Raw genomic sequence first — 20,220 nt, 5'->3', positions numbered from 1 at the left:
GTGCGGTATGAGGTGCGCGATTCGCCAATGAACGGCCGCCGAACTGCGGCTGAACGACAGCCGACCGACAGGCGAACGACAGCCGGCGCGGCGTGCGAATCGGGGATTACACGGAGGGAAACGATTGGCGTGAAGAATCCGCGTCGGGCGCGAGGGGAGCGCGGCGGGAAAGCCGTTATCATACGCACGGTTGGCCAGCGGACACGCTTGTTCGCGATTGCTTGTTCGCTTTTACCACCTGGGAAATTCAAAGGCCGGCGCGATGCAACATCACCTCTATGCCGATGCGCACACGCGCGACGCCGCGCTCGCGTCGGCGCCCTACGGCATGTTCATCTGCACCGCGGACGGCACGTTCGACGCCGTCAACGCCGCTTTCGAAAAGCTGACCGGATTCGCCGCCGACGAGCTGCTCGGCACGCGGTCGTTCGAATCTCTGTTGGATCCCGCCGAACTCGCGAAGCGCCGCGCCGAATTGCCACCGCTGGCAGCGATCGGCGCTCGCTACGAAGGCGAGTGGACCAGTGTGCGGCGCAATGGTACGACGATTCGCGTGGTGCTGGCGCTGGCGCCACTGGTCACGGACTCGGCGCAGACCGGCACGGTGCTCGTCGGCGAGCCGGCCCGCTACGTCGGCATCGTGATCGACATGACGCGCTACGCATTGTCCGAAGCACGCCTCTGGTACGTCGCGCATCACGACGGCGTGACCCGCCTGCCGAACCAGACGCTTTTCACCGAACGCCTCGACATGATGATCGAGCGCTGTGCGCGCAACGGCAACGGTTTCAGCGTGGTGATCGCCGAACTCGATCATCTGCGCAAACTGCGCGACGCGCTCGGCCTGCATGCGGCCGAACTCGTGTTGCAGATTGTCGGCGAGCGATTGCGCGGGCTCTTTCCCAACGACGGCACGATCGCGTCGATTAGCGGCACGCAGTTCGCGTTGCTGATCAACGAAAGCGGCGCGGCAGCCGAAACGTTCGCTACCGAAGCGCTCGGCCGCATCGCCGAATCGATCGATTGCGGCGGCACCGCGCTGAACATTACCGCGAGCATCGGCATCGTCGCGTATCCGGCCGACGGAGCCGATGCGCCTACGCTGATGCGTCGCGCGGGTGTGGCGTTGTCGGCGGCGTCGGCGGTGCATGGCAATGCGGTGCGGCGGTTTTCCACCGCGCTCGAAGGGCAGGCCGCGCGCCGTTTCGAACTGGAGCGGATGCTGCGCGAAGCGCTTGAACGGCAGCAACTGCATCTGGTGTATCAGCCGCAGGTCACGCTGTCGAACGGCCGCATCGCGCAGGTCGAAACGCTGCTGCGCTGGAACCATCCGCAGCGTGGGCTGATCAGCCCGGTCGAATTCGTGCCGGTCGCGGAAGAAGCAGGCCTGATCGAAACGATCGGCGAATGGGTGATTCGCACCGCGTGCCGCGACGCCGGCAAGCTGCTGCGCCTGACCGGCAATCTGCCGCGAGTCGCCGTCAATGTGTCGCCGCAACAGTTCCAGCGGCAGAACCTGTTCGAGACGATACGCAGCGCGCTTGAAGACGCTGCGCTCGATCCGTCGTACCTCGAAGTCGAGATCACCGAAGGCGTGCTGCTCGGCGACACCGAACTGGCCTTGCAGACGCTGCATTCACTGCGTGAGCTGGGCGTGGAAGTGGCGCTCGACGACTTCGGCACCGGCTATTCGAGTCTCGCGTATCTGACGCGTTTTCCGCTGAACCGCCTCAAGATCGATCGCTCGTTTGTCATGCGCATGAACACCGATCCGCAGTGCGAGGCGCTGGTCGGCGCCATCATCGCGATGGCGCATGCGCTCAAACTGCGCGTGACGGCCGAAGGCGTCGAGACCGCGGAGCAGGCCGCGCAACTCGAAGCGCTGGGTTGCGATGAAGCGCAAGGCTTCTGGTTTTCACGGCCTATCACGGTCGCCGCGTTGTGCAATCTGTTGAAGCCGTTGGGCGCTGTTTGAAGCGTCTGCGCTGTATTCCTTCGTTACTCCTTGAATCGCTGCAACGCCTCGCCGCGATGCACGGCATGCTTGCCGCTCTTGTCGCTCTCCACTTCGTAATGCGGGTCGGACGCTGACGCATCGACGGTTCTACCGTCCACGCTCGTGTGGGTAGAAATGACACGGACGATCTTGCCGTGCGTGAGCCCTTGCGGCGTGTTCCAACTGACACGGTCATGTAATTTCAACTGTTGGGTCATGAGTGCGCTCCCGGCCGTAGACCGCTAGCCGTCGAGCAAGCCGTGTGCCGCCTCAACCGTTTTGTAAAGGGCGGGAACGTATCCTGCTTGGTTGCACCGGGTGAACCCTATCGCAACGGAACGACGACCCATGAACGATCTCCTTGCCCGTCTATTGCATTTCCAGCCGTCGCTGCTCGTCACGATGACGCACGACGCCCTTCATATCGTCCTCGCCGTGTTGATCCTCGTGGTCGGCTGGTGGCTGTCCAATCGCGCCGGCAACATGTTTGCCCGTGCGCTCGCGCGTACCCATGCGGACCCGACGCTCGCGCCGATGCTGGCCGCCATGAGCACCTGGGCCGTGCGTGTGCTCGTGTTCATCGCGGCGCTCGGCGAAGTCGGCATCGCGACCGCCAGCGTGCTCGCGGTGCTCGGCGCGGCCGGCCTCGCGATCGGCCTCGCGTTGCAGGGCACGCTGCAGAACATCGCGGCCGGCATGATGCTGCTGATGTTGCGGCCGTTTCGCGTCGGCGACGTGATCGAAGGTAGCGGCGCCGCGGCCGGCATCGTGCGGGAAGTGGGACTGTTCACCACGCGGATTGAACGCGGCGACGGCAACGCGGTGTTCGTGCCGAATAGCCAGATCTGGAGCAATCCGGTGATCAACTACAGCAGCGGCGGCACGCAACGCATCGAGGTCGAAGTGGGTCTTGCCGAGCGCAAGGACGTCGACGCGGCGATCGGCGAATTGAAGAAACTCGTCGCCGACGAACCGCGCGTGCTGGGCGGCTCGACGCTCGCGCCGGTCATCACGGTGGCCGACTATCCGGACAGCGGCGGCGCGACGCTGCGCATTGCCGCGTGGGTGCGCTCGCCGGATGCGTCGTTGACCAGCGACGACCTGCACGACCATGCGCAAAGCGCACTCGAACAGGCCGGTTGCCCGGTCGCGGCTTGACGTTCGGTGTGGTTGGTTCGCGCGTGATCGGCATGCTGTTTCGCGCGCGGTGTGCAGGCTCTACACGAGCGATTTCGCGCGACAGTTGGCCCGCAATTGGCCCGCGATCTCGCGCTGCCGCATGCAAAGCACCCCGTGCAAATGGCCTATCGCGCGTGCGCGCACGTCCCCCTATAATCACTCGCTACTCAATCATGTTGAAGCGGACTCGTTTGATCGACACACCAGAATCCGTCAACCGCGTGTCGCCGGATAAAGACGTCGCGCTCGGCGCATTGCGTGCCGCCACCGCGGAGCGTCATGAACTGCTGCACGTGATCATGCCGTTGTCGGTGGAGAGCGTGGCGCTGCGCGATTATCTTGCGCATCTGGCGATACTGCGCAACTGGCTCAAACCGCTCGAAGCCTGGCTCGACCATTTCGACGACGGGCCGCAAGCGTCTACGTTGCCTGCGCGCATCGACCGTCTTGCGTTGATCGACGCGGATCTCGCGCACGTAGCGGCTCGCGGGCAAGACGAACGCATTAACGTGACGGTGCCGGTTCGCATGCAGGCATGGCGTGGCACGCAAAGCGCCGCTTATCGTTGGGGTGTCTGCTACGTGATCGAAGGATCGCAGCTCGGCGGCGCGGTGTTATACGCGCGCCTGAAAGACCGCCTCGCGCCGCATCCGCTCGGTTACCTCGCCGTCGGCCGCGAGACGCTTGGCGCACGCTGGCAGGCCTTTATCCGCGCGCTGTCGGCCGACGTCCACACGCCAGCCACGATCGACGAAGCGTGCCGCGGCGCGGCCGATGCGTTCGACCGTCTGATCGAACTCGCGCAATGCCCCACGTCGGCGGCCTGCGCGAACGTCGATTGAAGCGCGCCCGGAATACGCCTATGGATAGCCGTCACCAGAATCCCTCCCATCCTTCGCATCGGTTCGACGCGGCGAGCGCGTTCGAGTCGTTGCCAGATGCTTATCTGATCCTCAATCATCGTTACGAGATCGTGCTGGCCAATGCGCGCTATCTCGCGTTGATGGGACAGTCGTTGAGCGACTTGCTGGGTCAATCGATTTTCGACGTCAACCAGTTCGGTCCCGTGGAACAGCGCGAAGCGCGCCGTGCCTGGCTAGGTAGCGCGCTGCGCGACTTGTCGGCGGCCGAAGCGAAATGGTCGCCGCTGCTTCGCTATGAGATGCCGGAGTCGCGTCGCGGCGACAACGGCAAGGACAGCGGCAGCGATGCGCCGCACGATGTGCCGCGTTACTGGAAGATCAAGGCGAGCCTGCTGGGCGCGCGCAATGGACCAGGCGGGCAGGGCGGCCAGATTGCGCTGCGCGTCAGCGAAGTTACGGAGGGCGTGTCCGACTACGAGCGCGACCAGCGCGAGCGCGCCAAGCTGCGCTCACAGGCGCAATTGCGTCTCCTTCTCGCCGACGAAGCCAAGGCCCAGTTGCGCGAACACCAGGAGCGCTTTCATCTGGCGCTCGCGTTTTCGCAACTCGGCGCATGGGAACTCGACCCCGCGACCGGCCTGATCGAATGCACCGATCAGTGCAAGAGCAACCTCGGTTTAGGGGCGACTTCGGAGCTCACCGAACAGCGCCTGCTCGAAGAGATCGTGCATCCCGACGACCGTGATCGCGTGCGCGAGGCGATGCATCAGGGTCTCGCCAGCCACGAGCATTTCGACGTCGACTACCGGGTCGGCTGGGCGAGCGGAGAGATCCGCTGGATTCTGGTGCGCGGCGTCGGCCGGTTTTCGCCCGACAACACGCTGAGTTCGGTGATCGGCTTCACGCTCGACATCACCGCGCGCAAGGAAGTGGAACTGGAGCAGCGGGAAATCGCCGCGTCGGAGAAACGCGCGCGCGAACATAGCGAACGTCTCGCGATGGCTATGGACCATTTCGTCACCACCGTCAGCCACGAACTGCGCTCGCCGCTGTCCGCGATTCTGTCGTGGACCGATCTGCTGCAGCGCGCGGCGGACCCGTCGCATGTCACGCGCGCTACCGACGTCATCCGACGCAACGCGCGCCAGCTCTCGCACATGGTCGACGATCTGCTCGACAGCGGCGCGATCGTGACGGGCAAACTGTCGGTCAATCTGCAGCCGGTCGACCTCGGCGCGCTGGCCGGCATCATCGCCGAAGACATGCGCATGCATGCCGAAGCCAAGGGCCTGCAACTGATCGCGGACGACCTCACGTCCGCGATGGTGCTCGCCGACGAAAGTCGCATGAAGCAGGTGGTCTGGAATCTCGTGTCGAACGCGGTGAAGTTCTGCCCGAAGGGGAGCGTCACGCTGTCGGTGCGAGCCGAAGGCGAGCGCGTCGAACTGGCGGTGCGCGATACGGGTTTGGGTCTGGATGGGGAATCGCTGGAGCGGATTTTCGAGCGCTTCCAGCAGTTCAGTCCGGAAGGCTCCGGACGTGTGGCGGGTTTGGGTCTGGGATTGTGGCTGGTGAAGAATCTCGTGGATCTGCACGGCGGCACGATCGTGGCCGAGAGTCCGGGGTTGGGGCAGGGCGCGACGTTCCGGGTCAGACTGCCGGTGTACCGCTGAGCGGTGCGCGCAAACCGCGGCGCGCTCAGCGTGCGGTGCTCAACCCCTTAACCACGCAACCGCACAAACGCGCTTAACGAGGATACGGCGGCGGTTCGTTCAGCACCGCCCAGAACATGCCGAGGTCGTTGATCGCGGCCATGAAGTCGTCGAACGCGACCGGTTTCACCACGTAGGCATTCACGCCGAGATCGTAGCTGCGCAGCAGGTCGCTTTCCTCACGCGACGACGTCAGCATCACCACCGGAATCCGCTTCAGATTATCGTCACCGCGCACGGCCTTCAACACTTCGTGACCGTCGATCTTCGGCAGTTTCTTGTCGAGCAGAATCACCGCCGGATTTTCTTCCGACCGATCCGCCCATTGCCCTTCACGGCGCAAATATTGCAGCGCTTCCGCACCATCGCGCAACGACACGACCGGATTGGCGAGGCGCGTTTTCTCCAGCGCGATCAGCGTGAGTTCAACGTCGTTCGGATTGTCTTCTACTAGCAGGATCGGTCGTAGCACGCTGTTTCCTTCATTTCGGTTCATCTTTCGACTCCTTCGGCACCGGGCGGAAGCGCTTGCCCGGCGACAACGCGGTCAGCCGCGCCACCGCCGCCGCCGCGGACTCCTCGCCCTGGCTGGCGTCGGCAATGAACACCTGCGGCAGCGAGAAATACAGTGCCGCGCCCTGACCGATTTCGCCGACGGCCCACGTTTTTCCACCGTGCCGTTCGACGATGCGTTTGACACCAGCAAGCCCAATGCCCGTACCGGGAAATTCTTCGACGCGATGCAGCCGTTGAAACACGCCGAAGAGTTTGTCGACGTAGCGCATATCGAAGCCGACACCGTTATCTTTGACGAAGAAAACGTCTTGACCGGCGAGTTCCGCTTCGCCCGGATAACGGCCGATTTCGATCACGGCATGCTCGCAGGTGGACGTGAATTTTACCGCGTTCTCAATCAGGTTTCGGAGCACCACGTGCAGTAAAACCGCGTCGGCGGTGACGTGGCCGAGTCGGCCGACATGCCAGGCGATCTCGCGTGGCGCGGCCTCTTTCGCTTCGTCGGCGATCAGCGCGTTGACCATCTGCGTCAGCTCGACCGATTGCGCACGCAGCGCCGCGCGGCCCATCTGCGAGAAGGCAAGCAGATCGTCGACCAGTTTGCCGCCGAAGCGCGCCGACGACAGGATCCGCTCGACGAAATGCCGGCCGCGTTCGGACAGGCGCTCGCTCTCCATATCGCGCAGCAGATCGGCGAAGCCGACGATATGCCGCAACGGTGCGCGCAGATCGTGCGACACCGTGTATGAAAACCCTTCGAGCTCCTTGTTCGCGCGCCCGAGTTCGAGCGCCAGTTGCGCGAGTTCCTCGGCGCGGCGCAGCACGATACCGAGCAGCGCGGTGCGGAATTCGAGCGCGATTTCGAGTTCGGCAGGACGCCACGCGAGCGAATGGCCCCGCACCGTGTCGGTCCAGACGTCGAAGCTCTTGCGCGGCGACAGCGAATCGGCGAGCCCGGCCAGTTTCGCGCGCGGGTCGCCGGCCCACTGGATGGTCTGCACGACCTCCTCGCGAAACCACAGCACGTAGTTGCGAAACAGCTTCGAGATCGAGACGGCGAGCAGGCCGGCGTAGTCCGGATGAGCCGGCAGAACCGGGCATGCGGTGGCGAGCGAGTCGGTGGCGAAAGTGTCGTCGACCTGGGTGTCGAGCCATTCGACGAGCCTGGCCACGGCCGCTTCGGGCGGCGTGGCGCCGACCAGCAGAATGCGTCCGTCGAAGATGATCGCCGCGCCGTCCGACGCGGTCAGCCCGAGCAGATCTTTGGGTGCGTTGACGAGCGCGTCGGCGAAGCTGTCCGTGTTGGCCATCGCGGCGAGCGAGCGCGCGAGCGTGCGGCGCAGTGCGAGGCGATATTCGGATTCGGCGTGGGCTTCTTTCGCTTCGATTTGCAGCGACAGCACCTGCGCGATGTGCTCGCACGCGCTGCGCACTTCGAACGGCGGCACCCGCGCGCTGTCGTGGTGGCAGGAGATCAGTCCCCACAGTTTGCCGCGCACCACGATCGACATCGACATCGACGACAGCGTGCCCATGTTCTTCATGTACTGCACGTGGACCGGCGAGACGCTGCGCAGCGACGCGTAGGTGAGATCGGTGGGCCGACCCGTCGATGGATGCAACGGCGGCACGAGCGGCGCGGCCTGATAGTCGGCGTCGGCGATCAGACGGATGCGGTTGCGCACATAAAGCGCACGCGCTTGTGCGGGAATGTCGGAGCCGGGGAAGCGTTGGCCGAGATAGGACGCGTAGCCCGGTTCGAGATGTTCGGCGATCACGTGCCCGCTGCCGGCTTCGTCGAAGTTGTAGACCAGCGTGCGGCCGAAGCCGGTGATGCGCTGCACCTCGTCGGCGGCCAACTGCGCGAGGCCGTCGACGCTGTCCACCTCTTGCAGACGGTTGATGAACGTGCGCACCAGCGGGTACATCGACGAGAACACGTCGAGCGTGCCGCGCGCCGGTTCCAGTTCGACGATCGCAATGTCCTGATGACGATGCACGATCACCGCGAACGGCGTGTCTGGCATGTCTGGCGTGTCGGCTCCGTGCGAAGGCTGCGTGCCGGCGCGGCGCGCGCGCGGGTCGCTCATGGAGCCGAGATAAAGCGGAAGGCCGTCTTCCTGATGCGTGCCTAACGCTTCGACAATGCGCGCGGCCCATGCGTCGCCGACGAGCTGTGCGGCCGGTGCGCCGAGGGCGCGCTCGGGCGGCATGCCGGTGATGGCGGCGATATTCGCGCTGACCTGCAGCACGGTGCCATCGGCGGCGAGGCTGAACAGAAAGCCGTGCGGCTGGATGCCGCCGGGAATGTGGATGGGTTCTCTTGCGCAGTTGTCTTCAAGGCTCGAAGACACGGAAGATGTGAGGTCTGCCATGCGGGCTCCACGAACGGTATAGGGCATTTTCGCATAGCGGGTGTGGTGCGGCGCTGGCGGCGGCGCGCGGCGTTTGGTGTTGTCGTTATCGTTGCTTCTTATCGCCACCGCTTAACGCTGCCACTCACCGTTACCGTGGATGAGCGAGGAAGAATCGCACCATTTCCGCGGCGGCGTCGGGGCCCGACGGGTCCGTGTACGTGCCGCGCGGACTGCCGCCGGACCACGCATGGCCCGCGCCATGAATCGTCCAGTACTCCGCTTCGACGCCGTTCGCGGCGAGCCGGCGCTGCACGGTATAGCGACGCTGTGCGTGGGTCGCGCGGGTGGTGTCTGATTGAGCGGCGGAGACAGTACTTGCGGTGATATCCGTGGCGCTCGCATCGAACGGCGCGACGAGTGCGATCCCATTCGACGGATGCACGGCCTGATCCGCATCGCCATGAAACACGATCAGCGGACGTTGCGGCGCGGCGTGAGTGCGGTGACGTTGCCCGCTGATGCCGCCTTTCATTGCGGCGAGCGCTGAGGGCAGGCCCTTCGCGCTGCCGTAGGCCAGACCCGAATGCACACCGGCGGCGGCGTACAGATCGGGCGACGTGGTCAGCATGATGTCCGCCATCGCACCGCCTGCTGACAGACCCGCGACATACACTCGCGCCGGATCCACGCGATAGCGCGCCATCACCTCGCGCGTGATGCCGGCGATCAGCGACGGTTCGCCCTGATCGCGCTGCTGATCCTCCGGCTTGAACCAGTTCCAGCACGTCGAATGATTCGCCGCCTGCGATTGATTCGGATAGACGACGAGGAAGCCGCGACGCTCCGCCAGTTCGTTCATGCGTGTGCCGGCGGCGAAGTCGTCGGCGTTCTGCGTGCAGCCGTGCAGCATGACGATCAGCGGCAGAGGGGCGCCGTTATAGACCGCCGGCACGTACAGCTTGTAGCCGCGTTGGCCCGCGTGATTGCTGAACGTGTGCGTGCTGAAGACGCCGGGCGCGTCGGCGTCGATCGTGGTGTCGGCTTGGGAGTGGGGAGTTGGGTGCGCTTGAGTTTGAGCGTAGGCGTTGCTCCACGCCTGGGTCCATTCGCCTGGGCTGCGGGGCATGTTCGGTTGCGTGTTGGGGGGCGTGGAGTTGGGTTGTCCGGCCTGCGCCTGTTGTGCGCTGTTGCTGGCGTTGCCGCCACTGTCGCCGCCACTGTGTCCGCTGCCGTGTCCGCTGTCATGGCCTTTGCCGCCCGCGAGCGCTCGTTGAACGGCGGCGGTGGCTTCCTTGGGGCCTTTCGTGCGCAACAGGTCGAAGGCTTCTTTCATCGACTTCAAAAAATCGTCGTTCACTTTCATGATGGTTTGCGTTGGCCTGCGTTGAGGCGTGAGCGAGGCTCGGGACGAGCGCCGCTGGCTACGCCATGCAATCAATCTATCTATCGAAAAGCTCGCCTAGCTGATGCGGCCCGCGAGCGCCGCCTTGACCGCGGGCGACGCGTGAAACGCACCGAGCACCACCACGGACGCGATCGTGGCTGCCGCGAGTTCCGGCGGGACATCGGCGGCGATGCTGGCGAGGCCGAGCACGTGAATGTCGAATTGCTCATGCGCGGCCTGCGCGGCTTCGAGATCGCGCCGCGAAAAATGCTGCAGGCCAAGCACCATCGCGCGGCGCGTCACGGTTTCCGTGACGACCTGCGCATGCACCGCGAGCTGATTGCGGATCGCCGTGCGAATCAGGTCGGTGCGGTTCGAATAAAAGCCTTCTTCGACCAGCAGATCGATCTGTCCGAGGTCGACCGGGCCGAGATTGATGGTGATCTTTTCGGTCTCGCCGCCTTTCGGGCGCGAGGTATCGACGAGGTTGAGCTTAGGCATTCATACTCCGTTTGGAATCCGATTGGAATCCCATTACCATCCAATGGGATGGTTATACGCCTGTCGGCTGGCCGAGGTCAACGAGAAAAATCGGGGTGCATTGAGTCCGCCCATGTCGGCGCATGCTTCTTGCTCCAACTAGCGAACTCTAGTCAGTGCAATGTGCGGCAGCCGATACGCCGCGCCGTGCGCATACTCGCATCAGCCCGACCGATCAGCAGGGAGTCGACATGAAAGGATTTCAGCAAACGCTATGCGCTGCAATTTTTACCAGCGCGATTTTCTTTCTGACCGGCTGCGGGGGCGGGAGCGGTGGCGGTTCGAGCGGCAGCAGCACGACGCCGCCGGCGGGTGGCGTCACGTTGCAGGTGGTGTCGTTTGGCGACAGTCTTTCGGATGTCGGCACCTATGCGCCGGTCGCGAGTGCGGTGGGCGGCGGACGCTTCACGACCAATCCCGGGCAGGTGTGGACTCAGAATGTTGCGCAGTACTACGGCAACACGCTGACCGCGGCATTCACGATCAACCTCACGCATGAACTGAGTCCGCAGAGTGGCTTGGGCTACGCGCAAGGCGGCTCGACGGTGGCGACGCCGGCCGATCAGTACGACTTCCTGACCGCTGTGATCGGCAACGTCGAGATGCCGGTCAATCAGCAGGTTGGGAGCTATCTGAGCGCCCACACGAGCTTCAATGCGAACCAGTTGGTGCTCGTATGGGCCGGCGCGAACGACGTGCTGCGCGCGGGCACGCTGCCGAGCGCCGCACCGGTCGTGCAGACGGCAGCTGCGGCGCTCGCGCAGATCGTTGGAGAGATCGTGGGGAATGGCGCGACGCACGTGGTGGTGGTCAACCTGCCGAATATCGGACTGTCGCCCAAAGGGCTCGCCCAGCCTGACGGCGGCGCTAACCTGACCCAGTTGTCGCAGCTCTTCAACAGCGACCTCACCACGGCGTTGCAAGCCAATGGGCTGCAAGGCAAGGTGATCTCGGTCGACGCTTATACCTGGCTGAACGGGATCATCGCGAACTTTCAGAGCTACGGCTTCACGGTGTCGAACACCGCCATGGCCTGCGATCCGTCGAAGACGCCCGACGACACATCCTTGCTGTGCTCGCCGGCTACTTACACGACGGCCAATGCCGATCAGACGTACATGTTCGCCGACGACCTGCATCCGACGACGCATGTGCATGCGCTATTCGCGCAGTACGTGGAGCAGCAGATCGCAGCGAGCGGGTTGGGGCATTAACGAGCGAAGCGGTGGGCGGCGCGTGGCGCGCTGCCTACATCAACACAATGTCGTACTGCTCCTGACTCAGATTCGACTCCACCTGCAACGACACCGGCTTGCCGATGAAGTCGATCAGCATGGCCAGATGTTGCGACTCTTCCTCGAGGAACAGATCGATCACCTGCTGCGACGCCACCACGCGAAACTCGCGCGGATTGAACTGCCGCGACTCGCGCAGAATCTCGCGCAGCACGTCGTAGCACACCGTACGCGGCGTCTTGACCTGCCCCTTGCCCTGGCAAACCGGACACGGTTCGCACAGCACATGCGCCAACGATTCGCGCGTGCGCTTGCGCGTCATTTCCACCAGCCCAAGCTGCGAGAAACCATTCACGGTCACACGCGTGCGATCGCGCGACAACGCCTTCTTCAACTCGCCCAGCACCTGATCGCGATGCTCGACGTTCTCCATGTCGATGAAGTCGATGATGATCACGCCGCCAAGATTGCGTAAGCGCAACTGCCGCGCGATGGTATGCGCGGCTTCGAGATTGGTCTTGAAGATCGTATCGTCGAAGTTGCGCGCGCCGACGTAGCCGCCGGTGTTCACGTCGATCGTGGTCATCGCTTCGGTCTGGTCGATTACCAGATAGCCGCCCGACTTCAGATCCACGCGGCGCGACAATGCGCGCTGAATCTCCGCCTCGATGTTGTACAGATCGAAGAGCGGCCGCTCGCCGGTGTAGTGATGCAGTTTCGACGACACCGCCGGCGTGAATTCCGCGGCAAAGTCGGCGAGCATCTGATACGTTTCACGCGAGTCGACCTGAATGCGCGAGCTGTCGTCGTTGACGAAATCGCGCAGCACGCGTTGCGCGAGATTCAGATCCTGATACAGCAGGCTGGTCGGCGGCATGCGCTGACCCTGCGAGATGATGGTTGCCCACGTCTTGCGCAGATAGGAGACGTCGCCGGCGAGTTCTTCACTGGTCGCGTCTTCCGCGATGGTGCGAACGATGTAGCCGCCTTTTTCATCGGCGGGCAGCACGGCGGTTAAACGCGCGCGCACCGCTTCACGTTCGGCCTCGCTCTCGATCTTCTGCGAGATGCCGATATGCGGCTCCTGCGGCAGATACACGAGCGTGCGCCCGGCAATGCTCACTTGCGTGGAGAGCCGCGCGCCCTTGGTGCCGATCGGATCCTTCACGACCTGCACCATTAGCGTCTGCCCTTCGAAGACGATCTTTTCGATCGGCTGATGCGGCGCCTGATGTTGCGGCTCGCCGGCAATGCGCGGATGCCAGATATCGGCGACGTGTAGAAACGCGGCGCGTTCGAGACCGATGTCGATGAAGGCGGATTGCATGCCCGGCAACACACGGACAACCTTGCCGAGATAGACGTTGCCGACGCGGCCGCGCGACAGCGTTCGTTCGACGTGAAGTTCCTGGACGGCGCCTTGCTGGACTAGCGCGACGCGCGTTTCCTGCGGCGTGACATTGATCAGGATTTCTTCATTCATGGTGTTATTTTAGAAGTCGATGCGCACTGCGCGCAGGAGCGCAGCGGTTTCAAAAAGCGGCAAACCCATGATACCTGAATAGGACCCGTCGATATGTTCGATAAACTCGGCGGCGCGTCCCTGCACGCCGTACGCGCCCGCTTTGCCGAGCGGCTCGCCGCTCGCCGCATAGCGACGGATCGCGTCCGCGTGCAGTGCAGCAAAACGCACCGTCGACACCGACAGCGCAGCGGGCAGCAATGCGCCCTGTGCATCGATCACGGCGATGGCGGTCAACACTTCGTGAGTGCGGCCGGCGAGGCGCGTGAGCATCGCGATGGCGTCGTCGGCGTCGAGCGGCTTGCCGAGAATCGCGCCGTCGATCGTGACGGTTGTATCCGCAACCAGAATCGGCCGCGCGCTGTGGTCGCCGGCTTCGAGGCGCGCGCGTGCCGCCTGCGCCTTGGCGACGCAGACGCGCTGCACGTAGTCGCGCGCGGACTCGCCGGGCAGCTCGGCTTCGAGCGCTTCGGCGTCTTCATCGGGGCGGGGCAGCAGTAATTCGAAACGCGCGCCGAGCTGTTGCAACAACTCCTGGCGGCGTGGGCTTTGCGAAGCGAGATAGACGAACGGATGCAGCGGAGGCAGGGAGTTGGCGGACGTGGGCATGAACAGGTCTCGATGAATCGGAAAAGCGCGCGAGACGCACGAAGTGCTCGAAACACGCGTTTCCTTCAGCAGCCTCGTTCGCTCACACGCGATGGTAGGGGTGATTCTGCGTGATGGTCCACGCGCGGTAAAGCTGTTCGGCGAGCAGCACGCGGACCATCGCGTGCGGCAAGGTCAGGCTCGACACGCGCAACAGCATGTCGGCGCGTGCTTTCAGATCGGGGTCGAGCCCGTCTGCACCGCCGATCAGAAAAGCCACGTCGCGGCCGTCCTGCTGCCAGTCGGGCAGCGCGCCCGCCAGTTGCATGGTGGTCCAGTCTTTGCCGCGCTCGTCGAGCGCGACAATCCGCGCGTTCTTCGGCAACGCGGCTTCGATCTTCTGACGCTCAGACGCCATCACGCTTTCCGCCGGCCGACCGGACGAACGCTGCTCGGGCTTGATCTCGCGCAGCTCGATACGCAACTCGGGCGGCATGCGCTTCGCGTATTCGTCGAAGCCAGTGGCGATCCAGTCCGGCATCTTATGGCCGACGGCGAGGATATGCAGTTTCATCAGCGGTGGAATCGAAGACTTCGAAGACTTTGACGACGTGCCGGCACAAGGCCGGCCGTTGCGCTTACTTGCGGCGAACCGGCGTCTTGCGCGCGGGCTTCTTCACGGCCGGCGCTTCGTCTTCTTCGTCTTCTTCGTCGTCGGGCTCGCTCGAACGCGCGCCGCCGAACGGATCGGGCGTGGACAGCTTGATGCGCACCGGCTTGTCACCCCAGATTTCCTCGAGGTTGTAGTACTGGCGCAGCGCCGGTTGCAGGATGTGGACGACCGCGTCGCCGCAATCCACCAGCACCCATTCGCCGACGTCGTCGCCTTCGGTGCTGATGACGTCGCCGCCGTTTTGCTTGACGCTATCGCGCACGTTGGAAGCGAGCGCCTTGGTCTGGCGGTTCGAGGTGCCGCTCGCGACGATCACGCGATCGAACAGCGAGGTCAGGTGGCTGGTGTTGAACACCTTGATGTCTTGCGCTTTGACGTCTTCGAGAGCGTCGACGATCACGCGTTGCAGTTTACGAATATCCATGGGGTTACCGGTGGTACAGATGATGTTGAAGAATATAGTCCCACACCGTGGTGGGGACATGGCTTGCGGCCCGGGCCTGGTTCTGGTCTTGCGGCTCGGCGCCCGCGAGGGCGAGCCGCTGGCTTACCTGTTCGCGCAGATGCGCGCGAATGTCGGTGGCCGAGACGTTGAACGCAAGCGTCGTGTCGATCAGCAAGTGGCCGCAGGGCGTGGCTTGCAGAACGTCGGCGCGGGCACGGCGCGCGTCGATTTCATGAGCGACCGCCGGTGGAATCGACGCGAGGTCGAAACCGGGCCGGGTGGCCGCGCAAATATGGGCGAAGTCGAACAGGCGCCGCCAGTCGCGCCATGTGTCGAGATGCACCAGTTGATCCGCGCCCATCAACAGCGCTATCGATGCATCCTTGCCTTCGCGTTCACGCCAGCGTTGCAGCGTGTCGAGCGTGTAAGTCGGACCCTCGTGATCGATTTCGTCGGTCGCGACCCGCACGGTTGCGTGCGGTAGCACCAGTTCGCCAGCCGCCGCGCGGGTCATGGCGAGGCGATGCACGGCCGGCGAGACGTCCGATTTCTGCCACGGCTGGCCGGCCGGCAGCAGCACCAGTTCGGTCAGTTGCAGCACCTCGGCGAAACGCCGCGCGAGCGCGAGATGGCCGTCGTGGATCGGGTCGAAAGTGCCGCCTAGCAGTCCGATCCGGCGCGGCAGGGCAGCAGGGTGAGCGTTCGGCTTCAGGTGAAGGTCCTTTGTCGTGGCCACGTGCGGGGCGGTGCGGGCGGAAAGCGCGTCACACCCAGTCGCGCGGCACGAGAAAATCGCTGTAAAGACGCGCTTCCGGCGTGCCCGCTTCGGGCTGCCAGTTGTAACGCCAGTTCACCACAGGCGGCATGGACATCAGGATCGACTCTGTGCGTCCGCCGCTCTGCAGCCCGAACAGTGTGCCACGGTCGAAGACCAGATTGAACTCGACGTAGCGTCCGCGCCGGTAAGCCTGGAAATCGCGCTCGGCCGGCCCGTACGGAATGTTGCGGCGCTTTTCGACGATCGGCATATACGCGGCGAGGAACGCGTCGCCGACGCTCCTGAGCATCGCGAACGACTGACCGAAGCCCGGTGCCGAAAAATCGTCGAAGAAAATCCCGCCGATGCCGCGCGGTTCGTTGCGGTGCTTGAGGAAGAAATACTCGTCGCACCAGCGCTTGAAACTCGGGTACAGGTCCGCGCCATAAGGCTGCAGCGCATCGCGGCAGGTGCGGTGGAAATGCTGCGCGTCTTCTTCGTAGCCGTAGTACGGCGTCAGATCCATGCCGCCGCCGAACCAGAACACCGGCTCTTCGCCGGCCTTGGTCGCGATCAGCAGGCGCACGTTCATATGCACGGTCGGGCAGTGCGGATTGTGCGGGTGCAGCACGAGCGACACGCCCATCGCCTCGAAACCACGGCCGGCCAGTTGCGGACGCGCCGCGCTCGCCGAACCCGGCAGCGCGTCGCCCGCGACGTCCGAAAAGCCGATGCCGGCCCGCTCGAAGAACTGGCCGCCTTCGAGAATCCGCGTGCAGCCGCCGCCGCGCAGCTTTTCGCCGGGCGCGCGCTGCCAGGCGTCCGTGGCGAACGTGGTGCCGTCGAACGCGCCGAGCGTGTCCGCGATATGCGATTGCAGGCCTTGCAGCCAGCTGCGCACGGCTTGTGCGTCGTAGCTCGAATCGGTCATGAATGCAGATGCTGAGGGCGGCGCGCTCGTCGTGCCGCGGGTTCATCGTGAAGGGCGAAGGCGGGGGCTTCGTCGGGAAAGGCGCTGGGCCGTACGGCTTTCGTCGTGCGGCATCGCCGCCGCGAAAACCCGCAGTGTAGCGCCGCCGGCGCTACCCGCGGGAAAGCGGCGTAGCCGCTTGGTGCTTGCCTTAGTGCTTGCCTTCGGTCCTGGCGTCGTGCTTGCGGTTCAGCGCGCGGTAGCCGATGTCGCGGCGATACTGCATGCCGTCGAAGGCGATCTGGTTGATCGTTTCGTACGCCACCGACTGCGCGCTGCGCACCGAATCCGCCAGACCGACCACGCACAGCACGCGGCCGCCGGAGGTGGTCAGCTTGCCGTCGGCGAGTGTGGTGCCGGCGTGGAACGTGACCGAATCCACCGTTTCAGCGGGAATACCGTTGATGCGGTCGCCCTTGCGCGGCGTGTCCGGATAGTTGTGCGCGGCGAGCACGACGCCCAGCGCGGTGCGGCGATCCCATTCCAGTTCGACCGTGTCGAGCGTGCCGGCAATCGCCTGCTCGACCACCTTCGAAAAGTCGCCCTTCAGACGCGCCATGATCGGCTGCGTTTCCGGGTCGCCCATCCGGCAGTTGAATTCGAGCGTTTTCGGGTTGCCTTGCGCGTCGATCATCAGACCCGCGTACAGGAAGCCGGTGAAGCGGATGCCTTCCTTCTCCATGCCGCGCACGGTGGGCAGAATGATTTCGCGCATCACGCGCGCATGCAGTTGCGGCGTGACGATCGGCGCGGGCGAGTACGCGCCCATGCCGCCGGTGTTCGGGCCCTGATCGGCGTCGAGCAGACGCTTGTGGTCCTGGCTCGAGGCGAGCGGCAGCACATGCTTGCCGTCGACCATCACGATGAAGCTCGCTTCCTCGCCGGCGAGGAATTCTTCGATCACGACGCGCGCGCCGGCATCGCCCAGCTTGTTGTCCGACAGCATCATGTCGACCGCGGCGTGCGCTTCTTCCAGCGACAGCGCGACCACCACGCCCTTGCCGGCGGCGAGGCCGTCGGCCTTGATGACGATCGGCGCGCCCTTGGTGTCCAGATACGCGTGCGCGGCGGCGACGTCGGCGAAGGTTTCGTATTCGGCCGTGGGAATCGCGTGACGCTTCATGAACGCCTTCGCGAAGTCTTTCGAGCTTTCGAGCTGGGCGGCTTCTTTGGTCGGCCCGAAAATCTTCAGACCGCGCGAGCGGAACAGATTGACGATACCGGCCGCCAGCGGCGTTTCCGGCCCGACCAGCGTGAAGGCGATCTGTTCTTTCTCGACGAAATCGGCGAGCGCGGCCGGCTCGGTGATGTCGACGTTGCGCAGACGTTCGTCCTGCGCGGTGCCGCCATTGCCCGGCGCGACATAGACGAGCTGAACCCGCGGCGATTGCGCGAGCTTCCATGCGAGCGCATGTTCGCGACCGCCGGAACCGACGACGAGTAACTTCATGTGAATCCCCGAGACTTAAAAACCATAAACGGCTGAAGCGGACAGCTCAGCCGTGGAATACCAGCAACCAGCAAGGTTCGCGATGCCGGCGCGCCGCCGGGGCGCGCTCATTCGTCGGCGATCGCGGCGTTTGTATAGACTTCCTGCACGTCGTCCAGATTTTCCAGCGCGTCGAGCAGCTTCTGCATTTTCAGCGCGTCGTCGCCGGTGAATTCGACTTCCGTCTGAGGTTTCATCGTGACCTCGGCCAGTTCGGCCTTGAAGCCCGCGGCTTCGAGTGCGGTCTTCACCTTCGGGAAATCGTTCGCCGGGCACAGCACTTCGATACTGCCGTCTTCATTCGTGACGACGTCGTCGGCGCCGGCTTCGAGCGCGGCTTCCATCAGCTTGTCTTCCGCCGTGCCGGGCGCGAACAGGAACTGGCCGACGTGATCGAACATGAACGACACCGAGCCGTCCGTGCCCATGTTGCCGCCGTTCTTCGAGAACGCGTGACGCACGTCCGCCACCGTACGGGTACGGTTGTCGGTCATGGTGTCGACGATCACCGCCGCGCCGCCGATGCCGTAGCCTTCGTAGCGGATTTCTTCGTAGCTTGCACCGTCGACCCCGCCCACGCCACGCTGGATCGCGCGGTTGACGTTATCTTTCGGCATGTTGGCGTCGTACGACTTTTCGACGGCGAGCCGCAGACGCGGGTTCGAGTCGATGTCGCCGCCGCCCATGCGCGCCGCGACCTGAATTTCCTTGATGAGCCGCGTCCAGACCTTGCCGCGCTTGGCGTCGGCCGCTGCTTTCTTATGCTTGATGTTGGCCCATTTCGAATGACCCGCCATACCTTTCTCCATCGCGCGCGCCAGTGGGGCGCACGCATTGTGCAATTGTCGTTGCGATGTCGGGCGCTTGCGCGTGGGAATCGCGATTGCGCGCCTCGATGTCTAACCGTCTGGTGTGTGACCGCACGGGGTGAGCCCCGGCCGTGTCCAGGCGCCCTTGACCCGCTTCCCAAAGCGGGTCGCCCGAGGTTCGCCGCCCGTGTGAAGGCGCGATGCGCCGGGCAATAGCGCCAGTTGAGCCGCTCTTTGAGCGGATTCGAATTTTATCACGGCGGCGGGGTGCGGCAGAGGGGGAGGCGGCGGGAAACGGTGACGAAAGTGCGCGGCAGCGGCGTTTTACGCCCGCTACCCCGCACTTTTTCATGCAGTTCTCAGTTCTTCGTACCGAACAGACGGTCGCCGGCGTCGCCGAGACCCGGCACGATGTACGCATGCTCGTTCAGGTGCGAATCGAGCGACGCGACATACAGCTTGACGTCCGGATGCGCGTCCTGGAACACCTGCACGCCTTCCGGCGCGGCCACCAGCGCGAGGAACATGATGTTCTCGCCGGCCACGTTGCGGCGCTTGAGCACGTCCACCGCGTGGACGGCCGAGTAGCCGGTCGCGACCATCGGATCGCACAGAATGAAGATGCGGTCTTCGAGGTCCGGCAGGCGCACCAGGTATTCGACCGGGCGATGATCGTCGGCGCGATACACGCCGATGTGACCCACCCGCGCCGACGGCACCAGTTCCAGCAAACCGTCCGACATGCCGATGCCGGCCCGTAGCACCGGCACGATCGCGAGCTTCTTGCCGGCGATCACCGGCGCGTCGATCTCTACCAGCGGCGTGGTCAGGCGGCGCGTGGTCATGGGCAGATTGCGGGTGATTTCGTAACCCATCAGCAGTGTGATTTCACGCAGCAGTTCGCGGAACGTGCGAGTCGAGGTGTCCCGGTCGCGCATATGCGACAGCTTGTGCTGGATCAGCGGGTGATCGAGGATGAAAAGATTGGGAAAACGGCTGTCCTGAGTCATGGCGGGGGCGCGAGCGGCGGCTAGAGGGATCGGTTCGGCGTGCCGCCGAGCCTGCCTGAGGTTGGCTGAGGCTGGCTGGCGGACGCGCCACGGCGCAAGTTTACCGAAAGAGTACCGTCCGACGATACCGGAGATTGCAGCGACCCGGCGCAGTCCGGCACCGATTCTTCTAGAA

General features: G+C 64.3%; 19 protein-coding genes. 5 read left to right on the top strand and 14 right to left on the bottom strand.

The window, feature by feature from the left end; all coding sequences use genetic code 11:
- Positions 1-262 precede the first annotated feature (262 nt).
- Positions 263-1,975 (top strand): putative bifunctional diguanylate cyclase/phosphodiesterase, encoded by a 1,713-nt coding sequence (locus GGD40_RS07405; RefSeq protein ID WP_179743245.1) that lies wholly within the window; start codon positions 263-265, stop codon positions 1,973-1,975.
- A 23-nt stretch (positions 1,976-1,998) separates the two neighbouring features.
- Here the strand turns inward: GGD40_RS07405 and GGD40_RS07400 are convergent, their stop codons facing one another.
- Positions 1,999-2,214 (bottom strand): hypervirulence associated TUDOR domain-containing protein, encoded by a 216-nt coding sequence (locus GGD40_RS07400; RefSeq protein ID WP_179743244.1) that lies wholly within the window; start codon positions 2,212-2,214, stop codon positions 1,999-2,001.
- Positions 2,215-2,344: 130 nt separating this feature from the next.
- Between GGD40_RS07400 and GGD40_RS07395 the strand changes: the two genes are divergently transcribed.
- The 3 genes from GGD40_RS07395 to GGD40_RS07385 all read left to right on the top strand — a co-directional run bounded on the left by GGD40_RS07395 (position 2,345) and on the right by GGD40_RS07385 (position 5,711).
- Positions 2,345-3,154, top strand: coding sequence for a mechanosensitive ion channel family protein (locus GGD40_RS07395; RefSeq protein WP_179705953.1), 810 nt, complete (start codon positions 2,345-2,347; stop codon positions 3,152-3,154).
- 194 nt (positions 3,155-3,348) lie between these two features.
- Complete coding sequence (locus GGD40_RS07390; RefSeq protein ID WP_179743243.1) at positions 3,349-4,017, top strand: biliverdin-producing heme oxygenase; 669 nt, start codon at positions 3,349-3,351, stop codon at positions 4,015-4,017.
- Positions 4,018-4,037: 20 nt separating this feature from the next.
- Positions 4,038-5,711: a sensor histidine kinase gene (locus tag GGD40_RS07385; RefSeq protein WP_179743242.1), complete on the top strand. Its 1,674-nt coding sequence runs from the start codon at positions 4,038-4,040 to the stop codon at positions 5,709-5,711.
- A 73-nt stretch (positions 5,712-5,784) separates the two neighbouring features.
- Here GGD40_RS07385 and GGD40_RS07380 read toward each other — a convergent pair whose 3' ends face one another.
- The 4 genes from GGD40_RS07380 to GGD40_RS07365 all read right to left on the bottom strand — a co-directional run bounded on the left by GGD40_RS07380 (position 5,785) and on the right by GGD40_RS07365 (position 10,508).
- Complete coding sequence (locus tag GGD40_RS07380) at positions 5,785-6,222, bottom strand: response regulator (RefSeq protein ID WP_179708798.1); 438 nt, start codon at positions 6,220-6,222, stop codon at positions 5,785-5,787.
- 10 nt (positions 6,223-6,232) lie between these two features.
- Complete coding sequence (locus GGD40_RS07375) at positions 6,233-8,641, bottom strand: ATP-binding protein (protein WP_179743241.1); 2,409 nt, start codon at positions 8,639-8,641, stop codon at positions 6,233-6,235.
- A 130-nt stretch (positions 8,642-8,771) separates the two neighbouring features.
- Positions 8,772-9,986, bottom strand: a complete 1,215-nt coding sequence (locus GGD40_RS07370) for an extracellular catalytic domain type 1 short-chain-length polyhydroxyalkanoate depolymerase (RefSeq protein ID WP_179743240.1) — start codon at positions 9,984-9,986, stop codon at positions 8,772-8,774.
- A gap of 96 nt (positions 9,987-10,082) precedes the next feature.
- Positions 10,083-10,508: a CopG family transcriptional regulator gene (locus GGD40_RS07365; RefSeq protein WP_179705945.1), complete on the bottom strand. Its 426-nt coding sequence runs from the start codon at positions 10,506-10,508 to the stop codon at positions 10,083-10,085.
- Positions 10,509-10,738: 230 nt separating this feature from the next.
- On the opposite strand from GGD40_RS07365, the gene GGD40_RS07360 reads away from it, so the two are divergent.
- Complete coding sequence (locus tag GGD40_RS07360) at positions 10,739-11,761, top strand: SGNH/GDSL hydrolase family protein (protein WP_179743239.1); 1,023 nt, start codon at positions 10,739-10,741, stop codon at positions 11,759-11,761.
- Positions 11,762-11,795: 34 nt separating this feature from the next.
- Here the strand turns inward: GGD40_RS07360 and rng are convergent, their stop codons facing one another.
- The 9 genes from rng to upp all read right to left on the bottom strand — a co-directional run bounded on the left by rng (position 11,796) and on the right by upp (position 20,045).
- Positions 11,796-13,265 carry a ribonuclease G gene (gene rng, locus GGD40_RS07355; RefSeq protein ID WP_035551889.1) on the bottom strand — a complete coding sequence of 490 codons (1,470 nt, stop codon included), beginning with the start codon at positions 13,263-13,265 and terminating at the stop codon, positions 11,796-11,798.
- A 9-nt stretch (positions 13,266-13,274) separates the two neighbouring features.
- A complete protein-coding gene (locus GGD40_RS07350) occupies positions 13,275-13,913 on the bottom strand; it encodes a Maf family protein (protein WP_179743238.1) in 639 nt (212 codons plus the stop codon).
- Positions 13,914-13,995: 82 nt separating this feature from the next.
- Positions 13,996-14,466 carry a 23S rRNA (pseudouridine(1915)-N(3))-methyltransferase RlmH gene (gene rlmH / locus GGD40_RS07345; RefSeq protein ID WP_179743237.1) on the bottom strand — a complete coding sequence of 157 codons (471 nt, stop codon included), beginning with the start codon at positions 14,464-14,466 and terminating at the stop codon, positions 13,996-13,998.
- A 64-nt stretch (positions 14,467-14,530) separates the two neighbouring features.
- Entirely contained in the window at positions 14,531-14,989 is a 459-nt protein-coding gene (rsfS, locus tag GGD40_RS07340; RefSeq protein ID WP_179705938.1) for a ribosome silencing factor, read from the bottom strand.
- 4 nt (positions 14,990-14,993) lie between these two features.
- Positions 14,994-15,746, bottom strand: coding sequence for a nicotinate-nucleotide adenylyltransferase (locus GGD40_RS07335; protein WP_179743236.1), 753 nt, complete (start codon positions 15,744-15,746; stop codon positions 14,994-14,996).
- Between the two features lie 28 nt (positions 15,747-15,774).
- Positions 15,775-16,698 (bottom strand): oxygen-dependent coproporphyrinogen oxidase, encoded by a 924-nt coding sequence (gene hemF / locus GGD40_RS07330; RefSeq protein WP_179743235.1) that lies wholly within the window; start codon positions 16,696-16,698, stop codon positions 15,775-15,777.
- 190 nt (positions 16,699-16,888) lie between these two features.
- Positions 16,889-18,187, bottom strand: coding sequence for a phosphoribosylamine--glycine ligase (gene purD / locus GGD40_RS07325; RefSeq protein ID WP_179743234.1), 1,299 nt, complete (start codon positions 18,185-18,187; stop codon positions 16,889-16,891).
- A 107-nt stretch (positions 18,188-18,294) separates the two neighbouring features.
- On the bottom strand, positions 18,295-19,023 hold the full coding sequence (locus GGD40_RS07320; RefSeq protein ID WP_035551871.1) for a YebC/PmpR family DNA-binding transcriptional regulator: 729 nt from the start codon (positions 19,021-19,023) through the stop codon (positions 18,295-18,297).
- A gap of 371 nt (positions 19,024-19,394) precedes the next feature.
- Positions 19,395-20,045 carry a uracil phosphoribosyltransferase gene (gene upp, locus GGD40_RS07315; RefSeq protein ID WP_035551870.1) on the bottom strand — a complete coding sequence of 217 codons (651 nt, stop codon included), beginning with the start codon at positions 20,043-20,045 and terminating at the stop codon, positions 19,395-19,397.
- Positions 20,046-20,220 lie beyond the last annotated feature (175 nt).

It is taken from the genome of Paraburkholderia bryophila, assembly GCF_013409255.1.
Classification (GTDB): domain Bacteria; phylum Pseudomonadota; class Gammaproteobacteria; order Burkholderiales; family Burkholderiaceae; genus Paraburkholderia.
This window is presented reverse-complemented; position numbering and strand designations above follow the sequence as displayed.